The sequence below is a fragment of the Micromonospora sp. NPDC047738 genome (assembly GCF_040642675.1).
GTDB lineage: Bacteria > Actinomycetota > Actinomycetes > Mycobacteriales > Micromonosporaceae > Micromonospora.
In genome coordinates this window covers 525,810-547,267 of record NZ_JBEYSO010000001.1, presented here as the reverse complement: position 1 = coordinate 547,267, position 21,458 = coordinate 525,810, and the positions used below count along the sequence as shown (strand labels likewise).

The following is a 21,458-nucleotide window of genomic DNA, read 5'->3' as shown; positions in this document are numbered from 1 at the left end:
CGGCGTACCGGGGTCGGGCAGGGTCCTTCGGCCCTTTCCGTGGTCCCGCCCACGTCGGGAACTTTTCCCCTCGGCTCTCCGACTACCCGCTCATGACGTGCGACGACGTGCGCGTGGCGCTCTCGGCCCGGCTGGACGGGGAGGACCCGCAGGCCCCGGCGGCGGCCCTGGAGGCGCACACCGGGTCCTGCCCGGGCTGCCGCTCCTGGCTGGCCCACGCCGAGCGGGTGACCCGGCTCACCCGGTTGCAGGCGGTGGACGTACCCGATCTGACCGCCCCGGTGCTGGCCGCCGTCGCCGCGGACCGGGCGGCGGCGCGGGCCGGTGCCGCGGCCGCCGGGCGGGCCCGGCGCCAGGTGCTCCGGGTGGCCGTGGCGGTGGCCGCGGCGGCGCAGTTCGCCATCGCGCTGCCGATCCTGCTGGCCGGGCTGGGCGTCGACGCGGACCCGCACACCAGCCGGGAGATGGCCTCCTTCGACGCGGCCCTCGCGGTCGGCTTCGCGCTCGCCGCCTGGCGGCCGGAGCGGGCCCGGGCGTTCCTGCCGGTGGCCCTGGTGCTGGCGGTCTGCCTGGCCGGCACCAGCCTGGTGGACATCGCCGCGTCGACCACCGCCGCCGTGCACGAGCTGGGCCACCTGGCCGCCGTGGTGCAGGCCGGCCTGCTCTGGGCGCTGGGCCGGGTCAGCGGCGAGCCGGACCGGCCCCGCTCCACCGCGCTCGCCGCCGGACGCGGATGATCAGGGGTCGCCGATCGCCGGTCGCGTCGGGAAGCATGTTGGTCATGACTGCTGCCGTACGCCGCCGGCCCGTGCCCGCCGCCGACCGCCGCCGGGCCGACCGACGGGCCGCCGCCGACCGCCACTGGGCCGCCCGGCTGGGGACCGTCGCCGGCCTGCTGGTCGTCCTGGTCGCCCTGCTGGTCGCCCCGGCCACCCCGGCCAGCGCCCACGCGGTGCTGGTGAGCACCAGCCCGACCGCCTCCGCCGTGGTGCCCGGCGCGCCGGCCGAGGTGGTGCTGACCTTCAGCGAGGGGGTCCGCAAGGTCCCGGGCAAGATCCGGGTGATCGCCCCCGACGGCTCCCGGGCCGACCGGGGCGAGCCGACGTTCAAGGACACGGTGGTGACCATCCCGGTCGACCCGTCCGGCGCGCGTGGCACCTACCTGGTCAGCTACCGGGTGATCTCCGCCGACAGCCACCCGGTCTCCGGCGCCTTCACCTACTCGGTGGGCGCCCCGTCGACGCCACCGACCGACACCGGTACGGACAGCCGCGCGAATCCGGTGGTGGAGAACGCGGTGAAGGTGGCGAAGTACGTCGGCTACCTGGGTCTGCTGCTGCTGGTCGGCCCGGCCCTGGTGCTGGCCCTGCTCTGGCCGCGCCGGCTGTCCCGACGCGGGCCGGCCCGGCTGGCCTGGTCGGGCCTGGGCCTGCTGGCCGTCGCGACCGTGGCCGAGCTGTGGTTGCAGGTGCCGTACACGGCCGGTGGTGGCCTGTTCGCCGTCACCGGGTCCGGTTTCGGCGACGTGCTGGGCAGCGCGTACGGCACCGCGCACCTGATCCGGCTCGGTCTGCTCGCCGCGGCGGCGTTCCTGCTGCGGCCGCTCTTTGCCGGGCCGGTCGGCCGGACCGACGGGATCATCCTGGCCATCCTCGGCGGGGCGGCGCTGTTCACCTGGCCGCTGGCCGGCCACCCGGCCGCCTCGCCGGTGCCGGCGGTCTCGGTCGTGGTGGACGCGGTGCACCTGGGCAGCATGGCCGTCTGGCTGGGCGGCCTGGTGATGCTCGCGGTCTTCCTGCTGCGCCGGGCCGACGAGCGGGAGCTGGACGCGATCCTGCCGATCTGGTCCCGCTGGGCGGCCCTGGCGGTCGCGGCGCTGCTGCTCGCCGGCACCGTGCAGGGGCTGATCGAGGTGGCCACCCCGCAGGCGCTTTTCGACACCACGTACGGGCAGTTGCTGCTCGCCAAGATCGCTCTGTTCGTGCTGGTGATCGGGGTGGCCGCGTACTCCCGGTCGCTGGTGCGGCGGCGCACCGCGGCGGGCCGGCCCGGTTCGATGCGCCGGGCGGTGGTGGCCGAGCTGGCGATCACCGCGGTGGTGCTCGGCGTCACGGCCAACCTGGTGCAGACCACGCCGGCCCGCACCGAGGCCGCCAACGTGGCCGGTACGCCCACCGGCTACTTCTCCACCACGCTGACCAGCCCGCTCTACTCGCTGCAGGTGGAGCTGGACCCGGCCCAGCGCGGCAACAACTCGATGCACCTGTACGCGTATACCACCGACAACCGACCGCAGCCGGTGCAGGAGTGGAAGGCCACCGCCGCGCTGCCGTCGGCTGGGATCGAGCCGATCGAGATCCCGCTGCTGCCGCTGACCGACAACCACGCCACCGGTGAGATCAACCTGCCGGCGGCGGGGCAGTGGGTGTTCCGATTCACCGTCCGCACGTCCGACATCGACCAGGCCACGGTGACCGCCACCGTGCCGATCAAGTAGGAGAGGCTTCCGCCCATGTTCCGTCTTCGGCGTCCCGCCACCGCGGCCGCGCTCGCCCTCGCCGCCGTCGCCACCGCCGTGCTCGGCCTCGCCGGGCCGGCCTCGGCGCACGTCACGGTCAACCCGAAGGAGGCGACCCAGGGTGGCTACGGCCGCTTCGCCTTCCGGGTGCCGAACGAGAGCGACACGGCCTCGACCACCAAGGTGGAGGTCTTCCTGCCGGAGGACGCACCGGTCGGCTCGGTCTCCACCATGCCGGTGCCGGGGTGGACGGTGCAGGCGGAGAAGCGCAAGGTCGACCCGCCGATCGACGTGCACGGCAGCCAGCTCACCGAGGCGGTGGCCAAGCTGACCTTCACCGCGGCGTCGGGCGGCGGGGTCAAGCCGGGCGAGTTCCAGGAGTTCCCGGTGTCGATGGGGCCGCTGCCGCAGGTCGACCAGATGGTGTTCAAGGTGATCCAGACCTACTCGGACGGCAATGTGTCCCGCTGGATCGAGGTACCGACGCCGGGCAAGGAGGAGCCGGAGCACCCGGCCCCGGTCCTCAAGCTGACCGCCGCGTCGCCGTCCGCCTCGCCGGCGGCGAACGTGGCCGCGAACGCCTCGCCGGCCGCGTCCGGCGGTGACGACGACTCCGACGGGAGCGCCGGCACGGCCCTCGGCGTGGCCGGTCTGGTCGCCGGCCTCGCCGGTCTGGTCCTCGGTGGGCTCGCCTTCCTGCGTACCCGTCGGGAGCCCACGCCGAAGTCCTGACCTGCGCAGGTGCCGCCGGCCCGTCGGATCTTCCGACGGGCCGGCGTGCTTTCTGCGGTCCTTGGGGTGCTTGCCGTGGATATCCGGCGATTGTGCGGTTCGCGTCGGTAAGGTCGGCCGGGTGGTTGGCTACCGAGGGAGAGGACCCGAATGCGGTTCGTGCGAACGATCGCCGGCATGCTGCTGTTGGCTGTGGGAATCCCGGCGCTCCTCGTGGGGGCCGGGCTCTGGACCGCGGCCCGGCACGCGAACCCGGACGGCGGCTTCGGCGCCCGCTTCGAGACGATCCGCACGCCAGGGCAGGCCGTCGTGGTCACCGACGTGGACGACCTGCTCCGCGCCGAGGCGCCCTTCGCCCGAACTGCACAGGCCCGTCTACGGCTGATCGCGCGGACCGACGACGGGCCGGCCTTCCTCGGCCTGGCCCCGGCCGACCAGGTGGCCCGCTGGCTGGCGGCCGCCCCGCACGCCACCGTCAGCCGGGTCGCGCTGGCCCGCGGCCCGCTGCCGGTCCGCCTGGAGCCCGCCGGCCCGGCCACCGCCGGCACCGCCGCCACCGTCCCCGCCGAGCAGGGCTTCTGGGTACGCGAGGGGATCGGCGCGCTGGAGTGGAGCCCCGCCGAGCTGGCCGGCCGGTCGCTGAGCCTGGTGGTGATGCGGCCGGACGCGCGGGCCGACCTCGCCCTGGACCTGCGTGCCGAGCTGCGCGCCGGCTGGTTCCCCGGGATGGCGTGGGCGCTGCTCGCCGGTGGGGTGCTGCTGGTGGTGCTCGCCGTGCTGCTCCTGCTGCGCCCGGTCCGCCCGCGCGAGGTGGTCTTCGTCGTCGAGCCTGACCAGGTCCCGGTGCTCGCCGGACGGCTCGGGGTCAGCTCGCTCAGCGGGCTGGGTACGCCCGACGGGGTGGGGGAGCGGCCGGCCTGGCCGGAGCGGCAGCTGGTCGCCGTCGGCTCGGCGCCCACCGCGCGGTCCCGGGCCGCGATCGGCCCGGTGCCGAGCGGGCGCCCGGAGAACCTGGCGGACCTGCCCGCCGATCCGGCGTGGTCCTGGCCCCCGGCCGCCATGCCGGCGACCCCCCGTCCGGTGGAGGTCCCGCCACGGGCGGCGTCGCCGCTGGACGCCGGGCCGGACGCGCCGGAGCCCGCCGACGGATAGCGCCGGCTTCCTGCGGCGTGGTGTCGCCACCCCCTCGGGCCGGCTGCCTGGGGCGTGGTTTCGGGAAACCTGCCCTGTGTCAGGCCGACAACGGCGGGTGGCCCTCCGCGCTGCCGACGCGGAGGGCCACCGTCACCGGGGGAATCGGTGCTACCTGGGAGAAACTTGAGGTAGTTGTGACCAGATTAGCGCCGAACGCCGCTGGTCGCGATGTCTGTCCATTTGGTGCAAGTTTCAGCTTGCCCCGGTGCGGTCCCGTCCACCCGGCCGCCGGGTTGGCAGCGCCGCCAGCAGCACCAGGCTGAGCAGCACGTACGCGTTGCGCGCGACGAACTCGCCGAAGCTGTCGGTACGCGCCGGCGCAACCCCCCAGTCCAGGAAGGTGACCACCCCGTAGATGATCACGAAGGCGCCGCCGATCGCGACGCTGAGCTGCCAGCGGCGCCGCCGGGCACCCGCCACCGTGCCCCGGTCGGTGTCCAGCGCCGAGTCGACCAGCACCACCACCGCCGGGATGAACCAGTACAGGTGGTGCGTCCAGGTGATCGGGCTGACCAGGCCGCCGACCAGGCCGGTCAGGGTGACCCCGACCAACGCGTCCCCGGCCCGGGCGGCGCGGGCGGCCCGCCACAGCCCGTACCCGGCGACCACGACGACCAGCAGCAGCCAGGGCAGCTGAGCCGGCTTCTCCGGGGCGGTGATCCGGCTGAGCAGGCCGAACAGCGACTGGTTCCCGGTGTAGTCGGTGCGACCCACCCGGTCGGTCGCCCACAGCTCGTGGGTCCAGAACCGCCACGAGTCGCTCGGCGCCACCGCCGCGGCCAGCAGGGTGGCCAGCGCCGCGGTCGCCGAGGCGACCACCGCCGCTCGCCAGCGCCGGGTGGCCAGCAGGTAGAGCACGAAGATGCCGGGAAAGAGCTTGAGCGCCGCCGCCAACCCCACGCCCACCCCGGCCCAGGACCGCCCCCCGGGTACGGCGAAGAGCAGGTCGGCCAGGATCAGCACCACCAGCAGCATGTTGATCTGCCCGAAGGTGAGTGTCTCCCGGGTGCTCTCCACCGCGAACACCAGCAGCACGGCCACCGTGAGGGTGAACAGCCGGGGCAGGTCGTGCCGCTTGATGACCGGGACCACCAGCCAGCGGGTCGTCACCACCACGCCCAGCACGGTCAGCACCGTGAAGATGGTCACGGTGGCGCCGAGCGGTAACAGCGCGAACGGCCGCAGCAGCAGCGCGGCGAACGGGGGGTAGGTGAAGTAGAGCGCCCCCTGCACCCGGTCCGGCTGGACGTAGTCGTAGAGCGGGTGGCCGGCCGCCCACCAGTCCATCGCCCGCATGTAGATCTTCAGGTCGAAGAAGTCGTGGACCGTGCCGGGCAGGTAGAGCGCCGGCAGCACCGCCGCGAGCGCCACCACCGTGACGAGCCGACGGGCCGTACGGCCGCCCGGATCGTCCTCGGTGACGGCGGGTGGTGCGACAGGTTCGGCTGGCACGGGGCAAACCCTACTGGTCCATCTCTGCCATGGTGCCGAGGCGCGGGCGGATCGGTGGCGCGTAGTCTGATCCGGTGGCTGATCTTCTCGTCTGGATCGACTGTGAGATGACCGGGTTGGACCTCGGCCGGGACGCGCTGATCGAGGTCGCCGCGCTCGTCACCGACCCCGACCTGAACGTGCTCGGGGAGGGCGTGGACGTGGTCATCCACGCCGACGACGCGGCGCTGGACGGGATGCCGGAGATCGTCCAGACCATGCACGCCAAGTCCGGGCTCACCGAGGCCGCCCGCCGCTCCACGGTCACCCTCGCCGAGGCCGAGGACATGGTGCTCGACTACATCACCACGTACGTCAAGGACTCCGGCAGCGCGCCGCTGTGCGGCAACTCGATCGCCACCGACCGCGGGTTCATCGCCCGGGACATGCCCCGCCTCGACGCGCACCTGCACTACCGGATGATCGACGTCTCCTCGATCAAGGAGCTCTGCCGGCGCTGGTACCCACGGGTGTACTTCGGCCAGCCGCAGAAGGGGCTGGCCCACCGGGCCCTGGCGGACATCCGGGAGAGCATCCGGGAGCTGGAGTACTACCGGCGGACCATCTTCGTCCCGCTGCCCGGCCCGGACGTGGAGAGCGCCAAGGCGATCGCCGCCCAGCTCTGAGCCTTCGCCCGGCGGCCGGCCGGAACCCGGTGGACGGGGACGGCAGGGGTGTGGCTATTATTAGTCCGCGCCCCGCCCGGGTCGACCGGCGCGGAGAGCATGGTGGCTGTAGCTCAGTTGGCAGAGCACCGGGTTGTGGTCCCGGTTGTCGTGGGTTCAATTCCCATCAGTCACCCCAGCAACTGAGGCCCCCTCTTCCGGGAGGGGGCCTCAGCCGTTTCAGGGCCGAGAAGCGCCGGAGCCCCCTCCGTCGGGAAGGGGCTCCGGGTACGCGTTGGTCAGGCGTTCGGCGTGGCGCTCGGGTCCGCGCTCGGGCTGGTGTCGTCACCGGGCTGCGCCGGCGGCTCGTACGGCAGAGCGCTGCCCTTGACGTACTCGTCCCAGCTCATGTTCCAGTCGGTCCAGCCGTTGCCGTTCTGGAGCTTGCGCTCGGTGCCCTTCACCGTAATCGGATCGCCGATCCGGGTGTTGGCGAAGAGCCAGGCGCCCTCCTTCATCGAGACGTTCACGCAGCCGTGCGAGACGTTGACCCGGCCCTGCACCCCCTCCGACCAGGGCGCGGCGTGGATGAACTCGCCGCCCCAGGTGAGCCGCTGGGCGAAGTCGATGTCGGTGCGGTAGCCCTCCTCCGGGCCCAGCTCCTCGCGGGTGTCGAAGACCGTCTTGCGGAGCTTCTCGATCACCACCATGGTGCCGCTGGACGACGGGGTGGTCTTCTTGCCGAGACTCACCGGGATCGTCCGGATCACCTTGCCGTCCTTGGTGACCGTCATCCGCTTGGTGCGGTTCTCGACGGTCATGACGAACGACGGGCCGATCTTGATGTCGACGGTCAGGTCGGCTCGGCCGTACCAGCCGTCGCCGAGCGGGAGCCCGCCCGCCTGCACCCGGTACGACACCGTGCTGTTGGCCCGCCAGAACGTCTTCGGCCGGTAGCGCACCTCGGTGGGGCTCGCCCAGTGCCAGATGCCCTCCTGGGCCGGCTTCGCGGTGACCGTCATCCGGCGTTGCACGTCGTCCCGGTAGTCCTGCGGGATGGCCCGGCTGAACCTGACGATCAGCGGCATGCCCACGCCGACCACCTGGTTGTCGGCGAGGAAACTGCTGACCCGGACCTGCTTGCCCGGCTTGGCCATGGTGGTGAAGGTGCTGGTCGCCGTCGCCGGCTTGCCGTCGTCGCCGGTCGCGGTCACCGTCGCGGTGTACGTCTCGCCGTACTTCAGGGCACCGGCGGGGAGCCAGCTCTTCCCGTCCTCCGCGAGCGCGCCCTCGACGACCGTGCCGGCGGAGTCCTTGAGCTCGACGGCGGTCTCCTTCGCCTCCTTCGTGGTGAAGGTGATGGCGGTCGAGGCGGGCACGTCCTTGGCGTCGGCCACGGGCTCGCTGATGGTGGCGGCCGCCTTCGGGCCCTCCTCCCCGCCATGCCAGCTCGACGGCTTGTCGCCGCCGCCACCGCCGCCGGTGCAGGCGGAGGTCAGCGCCATCGCGGCGGCGAGCACCGCGGCAGCGAACATCCGGCGCCCCGTGCCGCGCCGGGCGGTGCCGCGCCGGATCAACTCATCCTGGCTAGCTCGCATGGTTCCCCCACAGTCGTCATCCCCGGTCCCATCGTCCTCTACAGACGCGCGGGTACCCATACCCGTTGCCGGAAGTGAACCGAAACACGCCGGGCGCGACGTAACGATTCGGGTATGTTACGGCGCTTCATGAACCGGGCTCGTCTCTGCCTCGGTCCGGCGCGGCCTGACGGCCGCCGGCGGTGGCCCGGCGGGTGCCACCGCGCCGCCGCCGATCATTCAGAAGGCCGGTCCCGCACCCCCGTCGGGCACCGGCAGCGCGCTGCCCGCGACGAACTGCGACCAGTTCATGCTCCACGCCGTCCAGCCGTTGCCCGGCGCCAGCTTCCGCTCGGTGCCCCGGACGGTGATCGGGTCGCCGACCAGGGTCTGGCCGAACAGCCACCGTCCGCTCGCCATCGAGACGTTCACGCAGCCGTGCGACACGTTCCGACGCCCCTGCACGCCCTCGGACCAGGGCGCGGCGTGGATGTACTCGCCGCCCCAGGTGATCCGCTGAGCGAAGTCGATCTTCGTGACGTACCGGTTCTGCGGGTCCGGGTCGTCCCGGGTGTCGAAGACCGTCGACTCCTTCTTCTCCATCACCACCATGGTGCCGCTGGAGGAGGGGGTGCTCTTCTTGCCGAGGCTCACCGGCAGGGTGCGGACCAGGGCGCCGTTCTCGTACACGCTCATCTTCTTGGTCGCGTTGTCGACCTTCATCTCGAAGGCGCGCCCGATCTTCGCGGTCGCGCTCCGGTCGACGTTGCCGTAGCGGCCGTTGCTCAGCGGGATCCCGGCCAGCGCCAGCCGTACGGTGATCGTGGTGCCCGGCTTCCAGTACTCCGGCGCCCGGTAGTACGCCTGCGTGCCGTTGTCGACCCAGTGCCACGCGCCCGGCTGCGGCGGATCGGTCTGCACGAACATCCGCTTCTGCACCGCGGCCCGGTCCTTCTTCGGGATGCCCGGCGAGAACTCGGCGACCACCGGCATCGCCACGCCGTACGTCTTGCCGGTGAACAGGTAGAGCCCGGAGCCGATCATCGACTTCGGCTTGGCCATCGTGGTGAAGGTGCTGGTGCCCTGGTGGGTCTGGCCGTCGGTGCCGGTGCCGGTGACCGTGGCGGTGTACCGGGTGGCGTACTTCAGCGGGGCGGAGGGCACCCAGGAAGAGCCGTCGCGCCGCAGCCGGCCCGCCACGGTGGTGCCGTTCGCCGCGGTGAGCACCACCTCCGACACCTTCCCGCCGCCGGGAACGGTCGCGCTGATCTCGGTGCTGACCGGGCGCTTGTCCGACCCGTCGGTCGGGTTCACCTTCAACGGTGCCGCAGCTGTGCCCGCCGGTTCGCTGGTCGGGCTGCCCGCTATGGCGCCCGGTACGACCTGCTGCTGCCCGTCAGCCCCGGCTGCCGGCTTCTTCTCGTCGCCCCCGCAGCCGGTCAGTGCCAGCGACGCCGTGAGAACCAGAGCGCCCAGCATCGCCCCGGCCCGCCCGAACCTGCCCATCCCCACCTCTGTTCTCGCGTGCCTGGCGCACATCGTGCCGTATCGCTGCCATGGCGTTGGGCCCCTTGCGCCTGCGGGCGGGAGATTTTGTACGGTTCTGCCCGTTAAGCTCGGCCGAAGGGGGGAGCCCGGGATCGGATTGGAACCCGGGTCGGGGGCCGTGCTAATGTTCTCCCCGTTGCCAGCGAGCGCCGCTAGCTCAACTGGCAGAGCAGCGGACTCTTAATCCGCGGGTTCGGGGTTCGAGTCCCTGGCGGCGCACCAGCAAACATCTGGGCATTCATCCTCAACGGATGGGTGCCCAGACGTCATTTCTGGGGACGTGAAGGTTTCGGCCGTCACAACTGCGGGGCGGGCAGGTCACGGCAGGGGGCGGCCTTGACCGGGTCATCGCCCCCGCCGGGAGGCCCCACCCGGAACTGGGCCATCATGTCGTGATCCTCGTGCACCAGGTTGTGGCAGTGGATCATGTACTTGCCCTGGTGCGGCCCGAACCTTGCGATGACCCGTACCGTCTCGTTCTCGCCCACGTACACGGTGTCCTTGGGACCGAGCTCGTAGTCGAACGGCGGCTTGCCGTTGCGATCCAGGATCTTGAAGTCGATCAGATGGACGTGCACCGGGTGGAACCAGCCGCCCGAGGTGTTGACGAACTCCCAGATCTCGGTGTCGTTCAGGCCCGGGTCCGCCCACACGTACTCGTACCCGGAGTCCGCCGCGTCGTGCCAGGTCTTGCCGTTGATCGCCCACTGGCCGTCGGCCCGCACGAACTCGAACCGGCGGGTCCTCAGGTTCGGCGTCTCGACCAGGTCCATCGCCGGCGGCTTCGGGTTGAGCAGGTCCGGGATCGCGTTGCCGCGCAGATCGGTCGCATCGCCGACCACGTCGAAGGCCATCACGTTCCGGGTGCCGTCGTAGTCGACGGCGTTCTGCACCCCGAGGTTCTCCAGGACGATCCGCTCACCAGTGCGGTACGTGGCGAAGTCGATGACGACCTCGTACCGCTCGGCCATGCTCTGCCGGAACGTCGTGGTCCGCTGAGGGAACTGCATCAGGCCGCCGTCCGTGCCGATGATCCAGAACGGGTCACCGGTGCTGAGCCGGAAGGTGTACCCGCGGGACAGCGAGGCGTTCAAGAAACGGAAGCGGTACTTGCGGCGCTCCACCTTCATCACGGGCCAGGGCCTGCCGTTGACCAGGATCACGTCGCCGTAGAGCCCGGAGTGGCCGTGGTCGTCGTAGATCATGTTGCCGCGCTCGTCGAACATCGCGTCCTGGATGATCAGCGGCACGTCGTAGTCGCCGTGCGGGATCGGCAGGCCCTGCTCCAACTCGTCGGTCATGATGTACATCGCCGCGAGGCCCATGTAGGCGTTCTCCGCGGTGTGGTGGAGGCCGTGGTCGTGATACCACAGCGTCCGAGCATCCTGGTGGTTCGGGTAGTGGTAGTCCTTCCACTGGCCCGGCCCGGTGACGTCGTTGGCATATCCGTCGTACTGCGGCAACGAGCCCGAGCCGTGCAGGTGGGTCGACGTCATCACCTGGTAGCCGAGCGTCGGGTGCCGGCCGGGCAGGTTGTTGATCTGGCGGACCACCGCGGGCCGCCCGCGCCGCACCTTTATCGTCGGGCCGGCCGGGACCCCGTTGTAGGCCCAGAGGTCGCTCTTGTACCCGGGCAGGACCTCCGCCTGGGTGGCCTGCTGCTTGATCTCGTAGAAGTCGTAGCCGTCGTCGGTGGCCCGCCAGACCGGCCTCGCCACCGGCGGCGACGCGAACGGAACGGTGAAGGGCGCGGGCAGCCTGCTCCCCGCGATGCGGCTCACGCCGTTGGCCGCCGTGGCGCCGCGTTCGAACGGTAACGTCGCCGCGGCGGTCCCCAGGACGCCGAGCTTGAGCATGTCCCGGCGGCTCAGCATGGCCATGACATCGTCCTTCCCCAGCCTCGGTCGCCTGACCCGCATGCGCCGGCCGGGACCAGCATAGGAACGCCGCAAGGTCGGTTTCCTGGCTTTGCACCCACGGGTGATCCGCCCGTAGCGGGTGCGGGTACTCCCGCCGGTTCCGGTCGGGGGCCGTGTTACCGTTTCTCCCCGTTGCCAGCGAGCGCCGCTAGCTCAACTGGCAGAGCAGCGGACTCTTAATCCGCGGGTTCGGGGTTCGAGTCCCTGGCGGCGCACCAGCAGTAACACAGTCAGGCCCGGACCACGTGGACCGGGCCTGACCGCTTTCCGCTGAGCATCCATCGCGGGGTGAGAGCGGTGGAAACGCATTTCACTATACGATTCCGTCATGCGAGCCTCCGGTCCCATTCTTCGCCGCCGGCTGGTCGCTTCTTTCACCCTGGTTGCCCTGCTCGTCGCGGGTTGTACGGCCAGCAAGGTTCCTGACGACGCCGAGGTGACTGTTTCCGGGCGGCTGACTCGGGCCGACGGTGCACCGGCGGCCGGGGTGAGCGTCGTGCTCTACAAGGAACCGGACGCCGCAGAGGTCGTCGGCGGCATCTTGGCCACGGTCACGAGTCTTGGGCTGCTGTGTCTGGCTCGCGCCGTGGACGTATGCAAGGGCGTCCGCAAGGCGAAGACCGACAGTGCCGGCACATACACGTTCCGGCTCACCGGTCGGGATACCCAGGGCACGTTCAATACCGCGTCGACCATGGGGCTCAGCGCCCAACTTCCTGGCGATACGGCGAGCGGGCCGGCGCTGCATGCCCGATTCAAGATCCAGCGCACCCAGCTCGACGTACCGACGCTTGCCTTCTGGGAGCCGGCGGACCTGGCCGTACGGCCAGACCCCAGAGAGGTCAGCGTGAAGTGGTCCGGCCGTCCAGCCCTGACGGATCGAGCATCCCCGCGGTACAAGGCCACCGCAGTCGCCGACAACGAAGCCAACGACGTGGTGTGGGAGGCCGAGGACGTGCGGCCGGGCGAGGCGTTGGACGCGCGGGCCGTCGGGGATCTGCGGGGCTACCTCTACCTCACTGCCACCGCCCAGGTCAGGGACAACGGCACGACCTTCACCACGCTCCAGGACAGTCAACGCGTCGGGTTGGTCGGGGCTCTCGGGCCACCCCGGTCACGTGACCAGGAGTGCGCGGTCGCCGACCAGCGGGGCCAGCCGAAACCCCTCGTACCGTGTTCCCTGACCGACGGCGCGTACGGACCGTCCTATCGGCACCAGGGGTGCCAGCCAATGAACGGCTCCGAGGTCCCGTCAACCCCTCAGCCGACCAGCCCGGCAAAAGCCTGCCAAGCCAACACCTTCCTGCAGATCGACCTCGGTGCCCGCCGTCCGGTCGCGGCGGTTTTCGCGCATGGCCTGTCCGCTTCCAGCCCGGTCGTGATCGAAACGAGCGACGACGGAAGCGCCTGGTCGCAACGGGCCGAGGCCAGCTGGTCGCGTTTCCTCAAGGTCGCCCTGCCGGCCGGAGTCAACGCCAGATACGTCCGGCTGTCCCAGCAGCGCGGTTATGAGATAGCCGAGCTGAACGAACTTGCGGTGTGGTCGTAACCGCCGTTGACCCGACCGGCTGAAAAGCCGGGGGGCCCGCTGCGCTCCCACCCCGTCAACCAGTGGTTGACGCTGGGCGGGCGTCAACTTATGGTTGACGCATGACGGAGCCCTTGAAGATGACCCATCCCGTACGCCTCGACGACCTGATCGAAGGCATCAAAAAGGCGCACGCCGACGCGCTGGACCAGCTCGCCGACGCCGTGCTGGTGGCCGACCACCTGGGCGACATCGCCGACCACCTGATCGGCCACTTCGTCGACCAGGCCCGGCGCTCGGGCGCCTCCTGGACGGAGATCGGCCGCAGCATGGGGGTCAGCAAGCAGGCCGCCCAGAAGCGGTCCGCGGCGAAGGCCGAGACGGCCGCTGCGCTCGACCCGAACGCCGGGTTCGGCCGCTTCACCACGCGGGCGCGCAACGTGGTGCTGGCCTCGCAGGAGGAGGCGCGTACCGCCGGCAACGCCGAGATCGGTCCGGAACATCTCGCCCTCGGCCTGCTCGCCGAGCCGGACGGGCTCGCCGCCCGGCTGATCGAGGCGCAGGGCGTACCCCAGGAGCGGCTGCGGGAGGTGCTCACCGCGGCTCTGCCGGCCAAGGCCGACCAGCTCCCGGATCTGATTCCCTACGACGCGCGCGGCAAGAAGGTCCTGGAGCTCACCTTCCGGGAGGCGCTGCGGCTCGGCCACAACTACATCGGTACCGAGCACCTCCTGCTCGCTCTCATCGAGGAGGAGGGCGGCGACGGGGTGCTGACCGGCCTGGGGCTGGAGAAAACCACCATGGAGGCAGCGGTCAGCGGCGCCCTCGCCGAGATCGCGCGGCGGCGCTGATCCGCCCGCGGGGGATCCGGCTCCCCCGCCTGGGGGGAGCCCCGGACGATTCCCGGCCGGCAGAGTCGGAGCTGGCACGACGGTGCCCATGGCGGGCACCGACGGCACGGGTACCGCCGGCCGGGTACGCGGCTCGGGGCGCGTACCCGGCGTGGCGGGGCTGTCAGTCGGCGATGGGGAAGCCGTACCGCTCGGCGTGCTCCGGGTCGGCCGGGTCGATCTGGCGGATGCCGGCGTCGGCGAGTCGCTTGTTGACCTCGTCGAGGCGCTCGCGCACCAGCCGGGCCTCTTCCTCGGTGACCCGGCCGCGATGCGGCTTCCCGGCGTGCTCGATGGTGCCGTAGTCGACCTTCTCCGCGCTCCGCCGTGCCTTCGGCGGCTTGACCCGCTCGGCGGTACGCAGGAGCTGCGCCATCGGCACGTCGGTCGCCATCGCGTCGAACTCGCTGGCGGTCAGCACCACCCGGCGCGGCTCGCCGCCGCCGTGCTTGTCGTGGATCTCGACCACCGCCACGTCGAGCGCCGCGTCGTCGATGCTCTCCACCTCGACGGGAGTGGCGTCCAGTTGCACGGGCCCGGCGACCAGGTCAGGGTGCTCCAGCACGACGACCTTGACCACCTCGTCGTCGGCGCGCAGCACCGTGCCACTGAAGTCGGAGACGTGGATCGTCTTCTTGCCCATGCGCGGAGCTTCTCCTGTCGTAGACCGGGATTCGGACCACAAGACGCTACCGCACACATGTGCGAAGATCCCGGGTGGAGCGCCCGGGTGTGTCGCCGCCGCCCCGTCCGGCGGGCCGGACGTCAGCGGCTGTTGAGGCCGTGCCGGGTCGAGGTGCCGGCCGGCAGCGCGTTCAGCTCCGCCCAGGAGAGCTGGCCGGCGCTCCGGGCCTCCCGGTGGGCCGGCTGCGCCGGAAACCCTTCGGCCGGCCCGGCAGCCGGCCAGCTGCGCTCAATTTCCTGCTGGTACCGGTCATTCGGCTGATTCGGCATGACCCTTACCGTCCCAAAGAAATTTGTCCATGTATGGAAATGGATATGACGCAGCGTCGATGCGTCAGGTTCCCGTCGCCGGTAACCGGACGACGAATCGGCAGCCGCCGGCGACGTTCTGTACGTCTACCCGCCCGCCGTGCGCGTCAATCAGACCGTGGACGATGGCCAGCCCCAGCCCGCCCGATCCCTCGACGCCGCCGTTGCCGGCGCTCGGGGTCCGCGCCGGCTCACCCCGGAACGCCACGTCGAACAGGCGGGGCAGGTCCCCCTCGGGGATGCCACCGCAGGTGTCCGTCACGGCCAGCCACGCGATGTCGGAGTCGCGGCCGGCATCCACCCGTACGGTGCCGTCCTCCGGGGTGTAGCGGACCGCGTTGAGCAGCAGGTTGCCCACCACCCGAGCCAGCTCCGGCTCGCTCGCGGCCACCGTCGGCCAGCCCGACTCGGCGGCCACCAGCCGGATCCGCCGGGCGGCGGCCAGCGGCGCGGTGCTGGCCAGGGCGTCCGAGACCACGTCGCCGAGCGGCACCGCGGACAGCGACAGCCGCAGCGCGCCCGCGTTGATCCGGGAGAGCTCGAACAGGTCGTCCACCAGCCGGGTCATCCGGTCGGTCTCCAACCGGATCCGGCGGTGGTATTCGGCCACCGTCCCCGGGTCGTGGACCACCGCGTCCTCCAGCGCCTCGGCCATCGCCCGCAGGCCGGCGAGCGGGGTACGCAGGTCGTGCGAGACCCAGGCGACCAGGTCCCGGCGGCCCTTTTCGATCCGCCGCTCCCGCTCCCGCGCCTGGTCCGCCCAGACCGCGGCGGCGGCCAGCCGGCGGCCGAAGAGCCAGCCGACCGCGAGGCTCACCACCGCGGCGGCCGAGACGGTGATCAGCACCACCTCCAGGTCGTGCGGGGAGAGGAACATCGCCTCGGCGACCACCGCCACCCCGGCCACCACCGCGCTCACCGTGACGGTCAGCAGCACGACGATGTGTCCGATGATCGACCGCCCACGCAACAGCCGCAGGGCGATCGCGCCGACCAGCCCGACGCCGAGCGCCGCGACCAGCGCCACCCCGAAGATCAGCGCCAGGTCACGCATCGCCCGGCTCATAGCGGTAGCCGATGCCCCAGACGGTGACGATCCGGCGCGGGTTCGCCGGGTCCGCCTCGATCTTCTCCCGCAGTCGTCGCACGTGGACCGTCACGGTGGACTGGTCGCCGAAGCTCCAGCCCCACACCCGCTCCAGCAGTTCGGCCCTTCGGAACGCCCGCGCCGGGTGCCGCATCAGGTGCGCCAGCAGGTCGAACTCGCGCAGCGTCAGGGTCAGCTCCCGGCCGTGCAGCCGGGCCACCCGGGGCCCGGTCTCCACCGCCAGGCCGTCGTCGGTCAGCACCTCGGCGGGTACGCCGGGCGGCTCGCCGCCGACCCGGCGCAGCACGGAGCGGACCCGCAGCACCAGTTCCCGGGGGGAGAACGGCTTGCTCAGGTAGTCGTCCGCGCCCAGTTGCAGGCCGAGGATCCGGTCGGCCTCGTCGCCGCGCGCGGTCAACATGACGATGGGTAAGCTGTCCGGCCGCTCGCGCAGCCGTCGGCACACCTCCAGCCCGTCCAGCACCGGCAGCATCAGGTCGAGCACCACCAGCTGGGGCGGGTGCCGGGCCACGGCGGCGAGCGCGGCGGCCCCGTCCCCGACGTGGCTCACCTCGTAGCCCGCGTGCTCCAGGTAGCGGCAGACCACGTCGGCGACCGTCCGGTCGTCGTCGACCACCAGTACCCGCTGCGCCACCGCGTACCTCCCGTCGTGGGGGTCAGCGTATCGACGGACCGGTTAGTGGATCTATTGCGAGTTACTTACGGCCGGGGCGGGCGTACCGTGATCACGACAAGCGTGGCGGCCAGGCGAGGAGGTGTGCCGCGTGCTGGACCGGCGGTTGTTCCTGCACCTGGCGACCTGGCTGGGGCAGTGGCCGGCCGGGCCCGGGCTGCACGTGGTCCGCTCGCACCGCCGGGCCCGGCCGGCCTGGGACGGCCGGCTGCGGCCCGCCCTCGCTGTCGCGTCGCCCGACTGCGCGATCCTCTCGGTGCCACCCGACCGGGTGCCCGCGGTCCGGGCCCTCGGGTCCGCGCGGCCGCTCGACGAGCTGCTGCCCGCCCTGCCGGCGGCGGTCGGGCTGCCGGAGTTCACCACCCACGCCGGCAGGTTCCGGTGGAGCACCGCCCCGGCACCGCTGCCCGACGCCGGCGAGTGGATCCCGCCGACCGCGCCCGGTCTGCCGCCCTGGCTGCGGCTCTTCGACGGGGAGGTGCTGGTGGTACGCGACGCCGACGGGCGGTACCTGGCCGGCGCGGGGATCAAGCGGCACGACACGTACGGGCACGAGCTGGCCGTCGGCACGGTGCCGGGCGCCCGGGGACGAGGGCTGGCCCGGCGGCTGGTCGCGCAGGCGGCCCGGCGGGTGCTCGACGAGGGAGCGGTGCCCACCTATCTGCACAACTTCGACAACCACGCCTCAGCCCGGGTGGCCGAGGCGGCCGGCTTCCCGGACCGGGGCTGGACCTCGTACGGCGTCTTCCCCCGCTGACCACCGGTGGGCGCGGATACGGGTGGGCGCGGACCGTGAATCCCGGGCCGGATCCACGGTCCGCAGCCTCTCCTCCCAGGCCCCGTCACGGGTAACGCTAAGTGTTGGCCTGCTGCCGTAGCAAGGGGTGATCGGCGGTTGGGTGCTGTCCGGTAATGGACTTGACCTGCGGTTTAGTCGGAGCTGGCGGCCTTCGCTGGTCAGTGACGCAGCGTGTGGATGAGGGTGAGCACCTGGCGGGTCACGGGGCGCAGCACCCGGAGCCGGGACAGCCCCACCAGCCGATCGACCAGCGGCACCGCACCGTCGATCAACTGCCGCGTCTTCACCTGCCCCGGCGAGCGGTCGTGCACCCAGTAGAGCACCACGCCCATGTACGCCAGCCAGAGCAGCTCCGGCAGCGCCGGCCGCAGTTCGGCGTCCACCCGGGCGGTGGAGCCCTCCAGCACCTCGCGGAAGAGCGCGATCGACGCCTCCCGTGGCTCGGACGACTCCGACGAGAACGGGCTGAGCGGCGAGGTCGGCTCCGCCGCCGTCTTGAAGAAGGTGGCCGCGAACGAGTGGTACGGCGTCAGCACGTCCACCCCGGCGTGCAGCACCCCGGCCAGCCGGGCGGCGAACTCCCGCTCCCGGGCCAGCGTCGGCGCGGCCGCCGCCCGGTGCTCGTGCTGGGTGCCCGCGTAGAACTCCTGGATCAGGTGTTCCTTCGAGCCGAAGTAGTAGTAGGCGTTGCCCACCGCCACGCCAGCCTCCTGGGCGATCGCCCGCATGGTGGTGCGGGCATAGCCCCGCTCGCGGAACAGCCGCATCGCGGTGTCCAGGATCAGCTGCCGGGTCTGCTCACCCCGGGCCGTCGCCCCGGTGGTCGGGCCATCCGCACCGGTCGTCGACGCAGTCTGCTCGGTCATCGTGGTCACCGTATCCCGGGTCCGGCCAGGGCTGGCGGACCAGTTCGCGTACCGAGGAGGCGGTCGCCACCACCCGCCGCGCCAGCGGCAGCAGGTCGCGGCGGGCCAGCCGGTCCGCGGTCCGGCGGTGGTCGGCCAGCGCCCAGAGGCAGGCGAACCAGGCACCGTCGCCCGCGTACACCGCGCCGGTGTCGGCCACCACGGTCAGGTCCCGCAGGGTCGCGTCGTGGTCCAGCCCGGGGAAGCGCCGCCGGGCCTCCGCCGAGCCGGCCGGCACGAACTCCAGGGGTACGAGCTGAGCGCGCGACGCGAGCCACTGCCGGGCGGCCCGGCACAGCGGGCAGTGCGCGTCGTAGAGGACGGTGAACCAGCGGATCCCACCGGCCCCGTGCCCGGTGGGATCCGCCGGTCCGCCTGGTACGAGCGTCATCGCACCGGTGGCGTCGGGCCGGCCGGTGGCGTGGGCCCGCTGGATGGTGTCGGGCCGGCCTGGGGCGCCAAGCCCGCGGGGTTGACCGGCCGGGCGCCGGGCTGCGCGGGCAGGTAGCCCACCGGGGCGAGCGGTGGGTGGGCGGCGGCCGCCTGCTGGCGGAGCCGACCGCGCCGGTACCGGCCGAGCGCGAACACGTTGAAGAAGTGCAGCGCGCCGAGGACCAGCAGCACCCACCCCACCTTCATGGACAGTTCCTCCAGCGCCTGGCTGGTGGTGCCCACCGCGTCGGCCTCCTTCATCGCCACCGTCACGTAGCCGAGGTTGAGCAGGTAGAAGCCGACCACCAGCAGGCTGTTGACCGCGTCCGCCAGCCGCTTGTCGGCGAAGACGTCCTCCAGGAAGACCAACCCGTTGCGGGACAGCGCCCGGGCCACCCAGACGGTCAGACCAATGCTGACCGCGAGGTAGGCCAGGTACATCCAGACCTTCACGTCCATCTCGTCGCCCTTCTTGAACGCGTTCAAATCGAGGTCGCGCTCAGCGTACGACAGGATTTGAACGTGTTCAAGAGAGGGGCGGCGTCGACGCGAGACCGCGCGGCCGAACCACCGGCCGCGCCGGGGAGGCGGCGGTCGGGAAGGCGCAACCGATCCCGTCGAAGGGCCCCGCCGCGACGCTGCGAAGGGGAGCCGGCGGTCGGCGAAGTCGGAAAGCATGCCGTCGGAGCTGCCTGCCCGGCGCTACGAACTTGATGACGTGAACGGATCGGTCCGGCGGAGGTGGTCCTCGTCGGGCCCTTTCGAGCTGATGGCGTGAACGACTCGGCCCGGGCGACCGGGCTGAATCGTTTGCGCCATCAGCTCTGTAGGGCCGCACAGTCACCAGTCCGTCGCCCACGAACGCTCACCGGGCGGGCGCCCGTGTGGGCAGCGCCCGGCGGGGGCGTCCGACACAACGACGCCGAGCGGAGGGCCCGGCCCGCGCTCGGCGGGCGATCGCCGCGGTGGGGCGGCTCAGCCGGTCAGGCCGAGCACCTCCGCCGCGGCCCGGCCGTTGGCGTGGCTGGCGCCGTACGTGGTGACGAAGGCGCGGGCGCCGGCGGGCCGCCAGGCACCCGGCCAGCCCATCTCCACCACGGTCACCGGGTGCGCGGCAGCCAGCGCCTCGACCAGTTCCCGCGCCCCGGGCAGCCGGTGCAGGTGGCGGCCGACCAGCACGATGGGTCGGTCCCCGGCCCGCCGGCGCAGCTCGTCCGGGTCGGTCTCGCCCGCGACGGCGCGGACCTCCTCGGCCCGGGCCAGGTGCGGCCCGAGCCCCCACGGCACCCGGCCCTCGGCGATGGTCGAGGCGGCGTGCACCTGCACCACCAGCGGCGCGGTCAGGCCGGTGACGTCGCCCTCGACGCGTACCGCGCGCAGGGCGGCGGCGTAGCCGAGGCCGTCCGGGCCGCTGGTCGGCGTGCCGGCCGTCCCGGTCCAGGCGGCCAGTTCGGCGGCACGGCCCGCCGCCTCCTCGACCCGGGCCCGGTCCAGCCGACCGTCGCCGAGCGCGCCGACGATCTCCTCGACCACCAACTCCACCAGGTCGGCGTCCACCTTGGCGCCGATGCAGAGCAGGTCCGCGCCGGCGGCCAGCGCGCGTACGGCGGCCGGACCGACCCCGCCCGCGGCCAGCGCGGCCCCCTTCATCTCCAGCGCGTCGGTGATCACGGCGCCGGTGAAGCCGTACTCGCCGCGCAGCAGGTCGACCAGGACGGCCCGGCTGAACGTGGCCGGACCGTCGTCGGTCAGCGCCGGCACCCGGATGTGCGCGGTCATGACGGCGCGTACCCCGGCGTCGACCACCGCGGCGAAGGGCGGCAGGTCCCGCGCGCGCAGCACCGCCGGGGGCACGTCGACGGTGGGCAGTTCGTAGTGCGAGTCGGCGACGGTCGCGCCGTGGCCGGGGAAGTGCTTGGCGCAGGCGGCGACGCCGGCGGACTGGAGGCCGGCCACTGCGGCGGCCGAGTGGGCGGCCACCCGGAGTGGGTCGGCCCCGAAGGAGCGGGTGCCGATCACCGGGTTCTCGTCGGCGGTGTTCACATCGACCGTCGGCGCCAGGTCGAGGGTGATGCCGAGCGCGGCCAGTTCGGCGCCGATCGCCGCGTACACCTGGCGGGTCAGCGTCACGTCGTCGACCGCGCCGAGCGCCGCGTTGCCCGGGTACGGGCTGCCGGTGGCGTGGGCCAGCCGGGTGACGTCGCCGCCCTCCTCGTCGATCGCGATGATCGCGTCCGGGCGGCCGGCGCGCAGCTCGGCGGTGGTCGCCGCCACCTGGGCCGGGTCGTGGATGTTGGTGCCGAACAGGGTGTGCCCGGCGAGCCCTTCGGCGAGCAGGTCCACCGCCCAGTCGGGCGGGACCGGGCCGGGGTACGCGGCCAGCAACGTGCCCAGCGCCAGCCGACGGAGTCCTGGATCCAGGCCCACGAGTTTCCCCTTTCCCTGCCGGGTCGTCCGACGACTCCGGATCGGAGCGGCCGATACGCTAGCGGACACCCCTCGGCAGGACTTTTTGTGGTTAGCAAACTTTACTGAAAATAGAGGAC

General features: G+C 72.2%; 19 protein-coding genes, 3 tRNA genes and 1 pseudogene. 11 read left to right on the top strand and 12 right to left on the bottom strand.

Annotated elements, in window-relative coordinates; genetic code table 11:
* Nucleotides 1-107: 107 nt before the first annotated feature.
* From ABZ783_RS02535 to ABZ783_RS02520, 4 genes and pseudogenes are all read left to right on the top strand, one after another.
* A complete protein-coding gene (locus ABZ783_RS02535; protein WP_357433965.1) occupies nucleotides 108-737 on the top strand; it encodes a zf-HC2 domain-containing protein in 630 nt (209 codons plus the stop codon).
* Between the two features lie 44 nt (nucleotides 738-781).
* Nucleotides 782-2,497 carry a copper resistance protein CopC gene (locus tag ABZ783_RS02530; protein ID WP_357433963.1) on the top strand — a complete coding sequence of 572 codons (1,716 nt, stop codon included), beginning with the start codon at nucleotides 782-784 and terminating at the stop codon, nucleotides 2,495-2,497.
* A 15-nt stretch (nucleotides 2,498-2,512) separates the two neighbouring features.
* The gene (locus ABZ783_RS02525; RefSeq protein ID WP_357433962.1) at nucleotides 2,513-3,250 is read left to right on the top strand and encodes a YcnI family protein; all 738 of its coding nucleotides are present in this window, start codon (nucleotides 2,513-2,515) and stop codon (nucleotides 3,248-3,250) included.
* Between the two features lie 672 nt (nucleotides 3,251-3,922).
* A pseudogene (locus tag ABZ783_RS02520) lies at nucleotides 3,923-4,138 on the top strand (hypothetical protein); the annotation flags it as partial.
* Between the two features lie 498 nt (nucleotides 4,139-4,636).
* On the opposite strand, the gene ABZ783_RS02515 reads toward ABZ783_RS02520, so the two are convergent.
* Entirely contained in the window at nucleotides 4,637-5,896 is a 1,260-nt protein-coding gene (locus tag ABZ783_RS02515) for a glycosyltransferase 87 family protein (protein ID WP_357433960.1), read from the bottom strand.
* A 74-nt stretch (nucleotides 5,897-5,970) separates the two neighbouring features.
* Here ABZ783_RS02515 and orn point away from each other — a divergent pair, with 74 nt between their 5' ends.
* Both orn and ABZ783_RS02505 read left to right on the top strand, forming a co-directional pair.
* Entirely contained in the window at nucleotides 5,971-6,561 is a 591-nt protein-coding gene (gene orn, locus ABZ783_RS02510) for an oligoribonuclease (RefSeq protein WP_357433958.1), read from the top strand.
* 102 nt (nucleotides 6,562-6,663) lie between these two features.
* Nucleotides 6,664-6,739, top strand: a tRNA-His gene (locus ABZ783_RS02505).
* A 100-nt stretch (nucleotides 6,740-6,839) separates the two neighbouring features.
* On the opposite strand, the gene ABZ783_RS02500 is transcribed toward ABZ783_RS02505, so the two are convergent.
* Together ABZ783_RS02500 and ABZ783_RS02495 are read right to left on the bottom strand one after the other, a co-directional pair.
* Nucleotides 6,840-8,138 (bottom strand): Ig-like domain-containing protein, encoded by a 1,299-nt coding sequence (locus ABZ783_RS02500; RefSeq protein WP_357433956.1) that lies wholly within the window; start codon nucleotides 8,136-8,138, stop codon nucleotides 6,840-6,842.
* A gap of 219 nt (nucleotides 8,139-8,357) precedes the next feature.
* The gene (locus ABZ783_RS02495) at nucleotides 8,358-9,623 is read right to left on the bottom strand and encodes an Ig-like domain-containing protein (RefSeq protein ID WP_357433954.1); all 1,266 of its coding nucleotides are present in this window, start codon (nucleotides 9,621-9,623) and stop codon (nucleotides 8,358-8,360) included.
* A gap of 188 nt (nucleotides 9,624-9,811) precedes the next feature.
* On the opposite strand from ABZ783_RS02495, the gene ABZ783_RS02490 reads away from it, so the two are divergent.
* A tRNA-Lys gene (locus ABZ783_RS02490) sits at nucleotides 9,812-9,887 on the top strand.
* A 74-nt stretch (nucleotides 9,888-9,961) separates the two neighbouring features.
* Here ABZ783_RS02490 and ABZ783_RS02485 read toward each other — a convergent pair.
* Nucleotides 9,962-11,545, bottom strand: a complete 1,584-nt coding sequence (locus ABZ783_RS02485) for a multicopper oxidase family protein (RefSeq protein WP_357433952.1) — start codon at nucleotides 11,543-11,545, stop codon at nucleotides 9,962-9,964.
* A 181-nt stretch (nucleotides 11,546-11,726) separates the two neighbouring features.
* Here ABZ783_RS02485 and ABZ783_RS02480 point away from each other — a divergent pair.
* From ABZ783_RS02480 to ABZ783_RS02470, 3 genes are all read left to right on the top strand, one after another.
* Nucleotides 11,727-11,802: transfer RNA gene (locus tag ABZ783_RS02480), tRNA-Lys, on the top strand.
* 269 nt (nucleotides 11,803-12,071) lie between these two features.
* Nucleotides 12,072-13,133: a discoidin domain-containing protein gene (locus ABZ783_RS02475; protein ID WP_357433950.1), complete on the top strand. Its 1,062-nt coding sequence runs from the start codon at nucleotides 12,072-12,074 to the stop codon at nucleotides 13,131-13,133.
* Between the two features lie 101 nt (nucleotides 13,134-13,234).
* Complete coding sequence (locus ABZ783_RS02470; protein ID WP_357433948.1) at nucleotides 13,235-13,963, top strand: Clp protease N-terminal domain-containing protein; 729 nt, start codon at nucleotides 13,235-13,237, stop codon at nucleotides 13,961-13,963.
* 163 nt (nucleotides 13,964-14,126) lie between these two features.
* On the opposite strand, the gene ABZ783_RS02465 is transcribed toward ABZ783_RS02470, so the two are convergent.
* The 4 genes from ABZ783_RS02465 to ABZ783_RS02450 form a co-directional block, all read right to left on the bottom strand.
* On the bottom strand, nucleotides 14,127-14,645 hold the full coding sequence (locus ABZ783_RS02465; protein ID WP_357433946.1) for a hypothetical protein: 519 nt from the start codon (nucleotides 14,643-14,645) through the stop codon (nucleotides 14,127-14,129).
* A gap of 122 nt (nucleotides 14,646-14,767) precedes the next feature.
* Entirely contained in the window at nucleotides 14,768-14,956 is a 189-nt protein-coding gene (locus ABZ783_RS02460) for a DNA repair protein (RefSeq protein WP_073832407.1), read from the bottom strand.
* 64 nt (nucleotides 14,957-15,020) lie between these two features.
* Nucleotides 15,021-16,049, bottom strand: a complete 1,029-nt coding sequence (locus tag ABZ783_RS02455) for a HAMP domain-containing sensor histidine kinase (RefSeq protein ID WP_357433944.1) — start codon at nucleotides 16,047-16,049, stop codon at nucleotides 15,021-15,023.
* Nucleotides 16,042-16,737, bottom strand: coding sequence for a response regulator transcription factor (locus ABZ783_RS02450; protein ID WP_357433942.1), 696 nt, complete (start codon nucleotides 16,735-16,737; stop codon nucleotides 16,042-16,044). The genes ABZ783_RS02455 and ABZ783_RS02450 overlap by 8 nt, the downstream gene beginning before the upstream one ends.
* Nucleotides 16,738-16,867: 130 nt before the next feature.
* Here ABZ783_RS02450 and ABZ783_RS02445 point away from each other — a divergent pair, with 130 nt between their 5' ends.
* The gene (locus ABZ783_RS02445) at nucleotides 16,868-17,533 is read left to right on the top strand and encodes a GNAT family N-acetyltransferase (RefSeq protein ID WP_357433940.1); all 666 of its coding nucleotides are present in this window, start codon (nucleotides 16,868-16,870) and stop codon (nucleotides 17,531-17,533) included.
* Nucleotides 17,534-17,733: 200 nt separating this feature from the next.
* Here the strand turns inward: ABZ783_RS02445 and ABZ783_RS02440 are convergent, their stop codons facing one another.
* From ABZ783_RS02440 to ABZ783_RS02425, 4 genes are all read right to left on the bottom strand, one after another.
* On the bottom strand, nucleotides 17,734-18,441 hold the full coding sequence (locus tag ABZ783_RS02440) for a TetR family transcriptional regulator (RefSeq protein WP_357433939.1): 708 nt from the start codon (nucleotides 18,439-18,441) through the stop codon (nucleotides 17,734-17,736).
* Complete coding sequence (locus tag ABZ783_RS02435; protein ID WP_357433937.1) at nucleotides 18,374-18,871, bottom strand: DCC1-like thiol-disulfide oxidoreductase family protein; 498 nt, start codon at nucleotides 18,869-18,871, stop codon at nucleotides 18,374-18,376. The genes ABZ783_RS02440 and ABZ783_RS02435 overlap by 68 nt, the downstream gene beginning before the upstream one ends.
* Nucleotides 18,868-19,371: a hypothetical protein gene (locus ABZ783_RS02430; protein WP_357433935.1), complete on the bottom strand. Its 504-nt coding sequence runs from the start codon at nucleotides 19,369-19,371 to the stop codon at nucleotides 18,868-18,870. Before ABZ783_RS02430 ends, ABZ783_RS02435 begins: the two co-directional genes overlap by 4 nt.
* Nucleotides 19,372-19,887: 516 nt before the next feature.
* Complete coding sequence (locus ABZ783_RS02425; RefSeq protein WP_357433933.1) at nucleotides 19,888-21,339, bottom strand: glycoside hydrolase family 3 N-terminal domain-containing protein; 1,452 nt, start codon at nucleotides 21,337-21,339, stop codon at nucleotides 19,888-19,890.
* Nucleotides 21,340-21,458: the final 119 nt, after the last annotated feature.

Bases quoted from the DNA above. Each gene is read 5' to 3' on its own strand.
- ABZ783_RS02495 (WP_357433954.1), bottom strand. From the start codon at position 9,623: ATGGGCAGGTTCGGGCGGGCCGGGGCGATGCTGGGCGCTCTGGTTCTC.
- ABZ783_RS02465 (WP_357433946.1), bottom strand. From the start codon at position 14,645: ATGGGCAAGAAGACGATCCACGTCTCCGACTTCAGTGGCACGGTGCTG.
- ABZ783_RS02455 (WP_357433944.1), bottom strand. From the start codon at position 16,049: ATGCGTGACCTGGCGCTGATCTTCGGGGTGGCGCTGGTCGCGGCGCTC.
- ABZ783_RS02530 (WP_357433963.1), top strand. From the start codon at position 782: ATGACTGCTGCCGTACGCCGCCGGCCCGTGCCCGCCGCCGACCGCCGC.
- ABZ783_RS02435 (WP_357433937.1), bottom strand. From the start codon at position 18,871: ATGACGCTCGTACCAGGCGGACCGGCGGATCCCACCGGGCACGGGGCC.
- ABZ783_RS02440 (WP_357433939.1), bottom strand. From the start codon at position 18,441: ATGACCGAGCAGACTGCGTCGACGACCGGTGCGGATGGCCCGACCACC.
- ABZ783_RS02500 (WP_357433956.1), bottom strand. From the start codon at position 8,138: ATGCGAGCTAGCCAGGATGAGTTGATCCGGCGCGGCACCGCCCGGCGC.
- ABZ783_RS02430 (WP_357433935.1), bottom strand. From the start codon at position 19,371: ATGGACGTGAAGGTCTGGATGTACCTGGCCTACCTCGCGGTCAGCATT.
- ABZ783_RS02460 (WP_073832407.1), bottom strand. From the start codon at position 14,956: ATGCCGAATCAGCCGAATGACCGGTACCAGCAGGAAATTGAGCGCAGC.
- ABZ783_RS02525 (WP_357433962.1), top strand. From the start codon at position 2,513: ATGTTCCGTCTTCGGCGTCCCGCCACCGCGGCCGCGCTCGCCCTCGCC.
- ABZ783_RS02485 (WP_357433952.1), bottom strand. From the start codon at position 11,545: ATGGCCATGCTGAGCCGCCGGGACATGCTCAAGCTCGGCGTCCTGGGG.
- ABZ783_RS02470 (WP_357433948.1), top strand. From the start codon at position 13,235: ATGACGGAGCCCTTGAAGATGACCCATCCCGTACGCCTCGACGACCTG.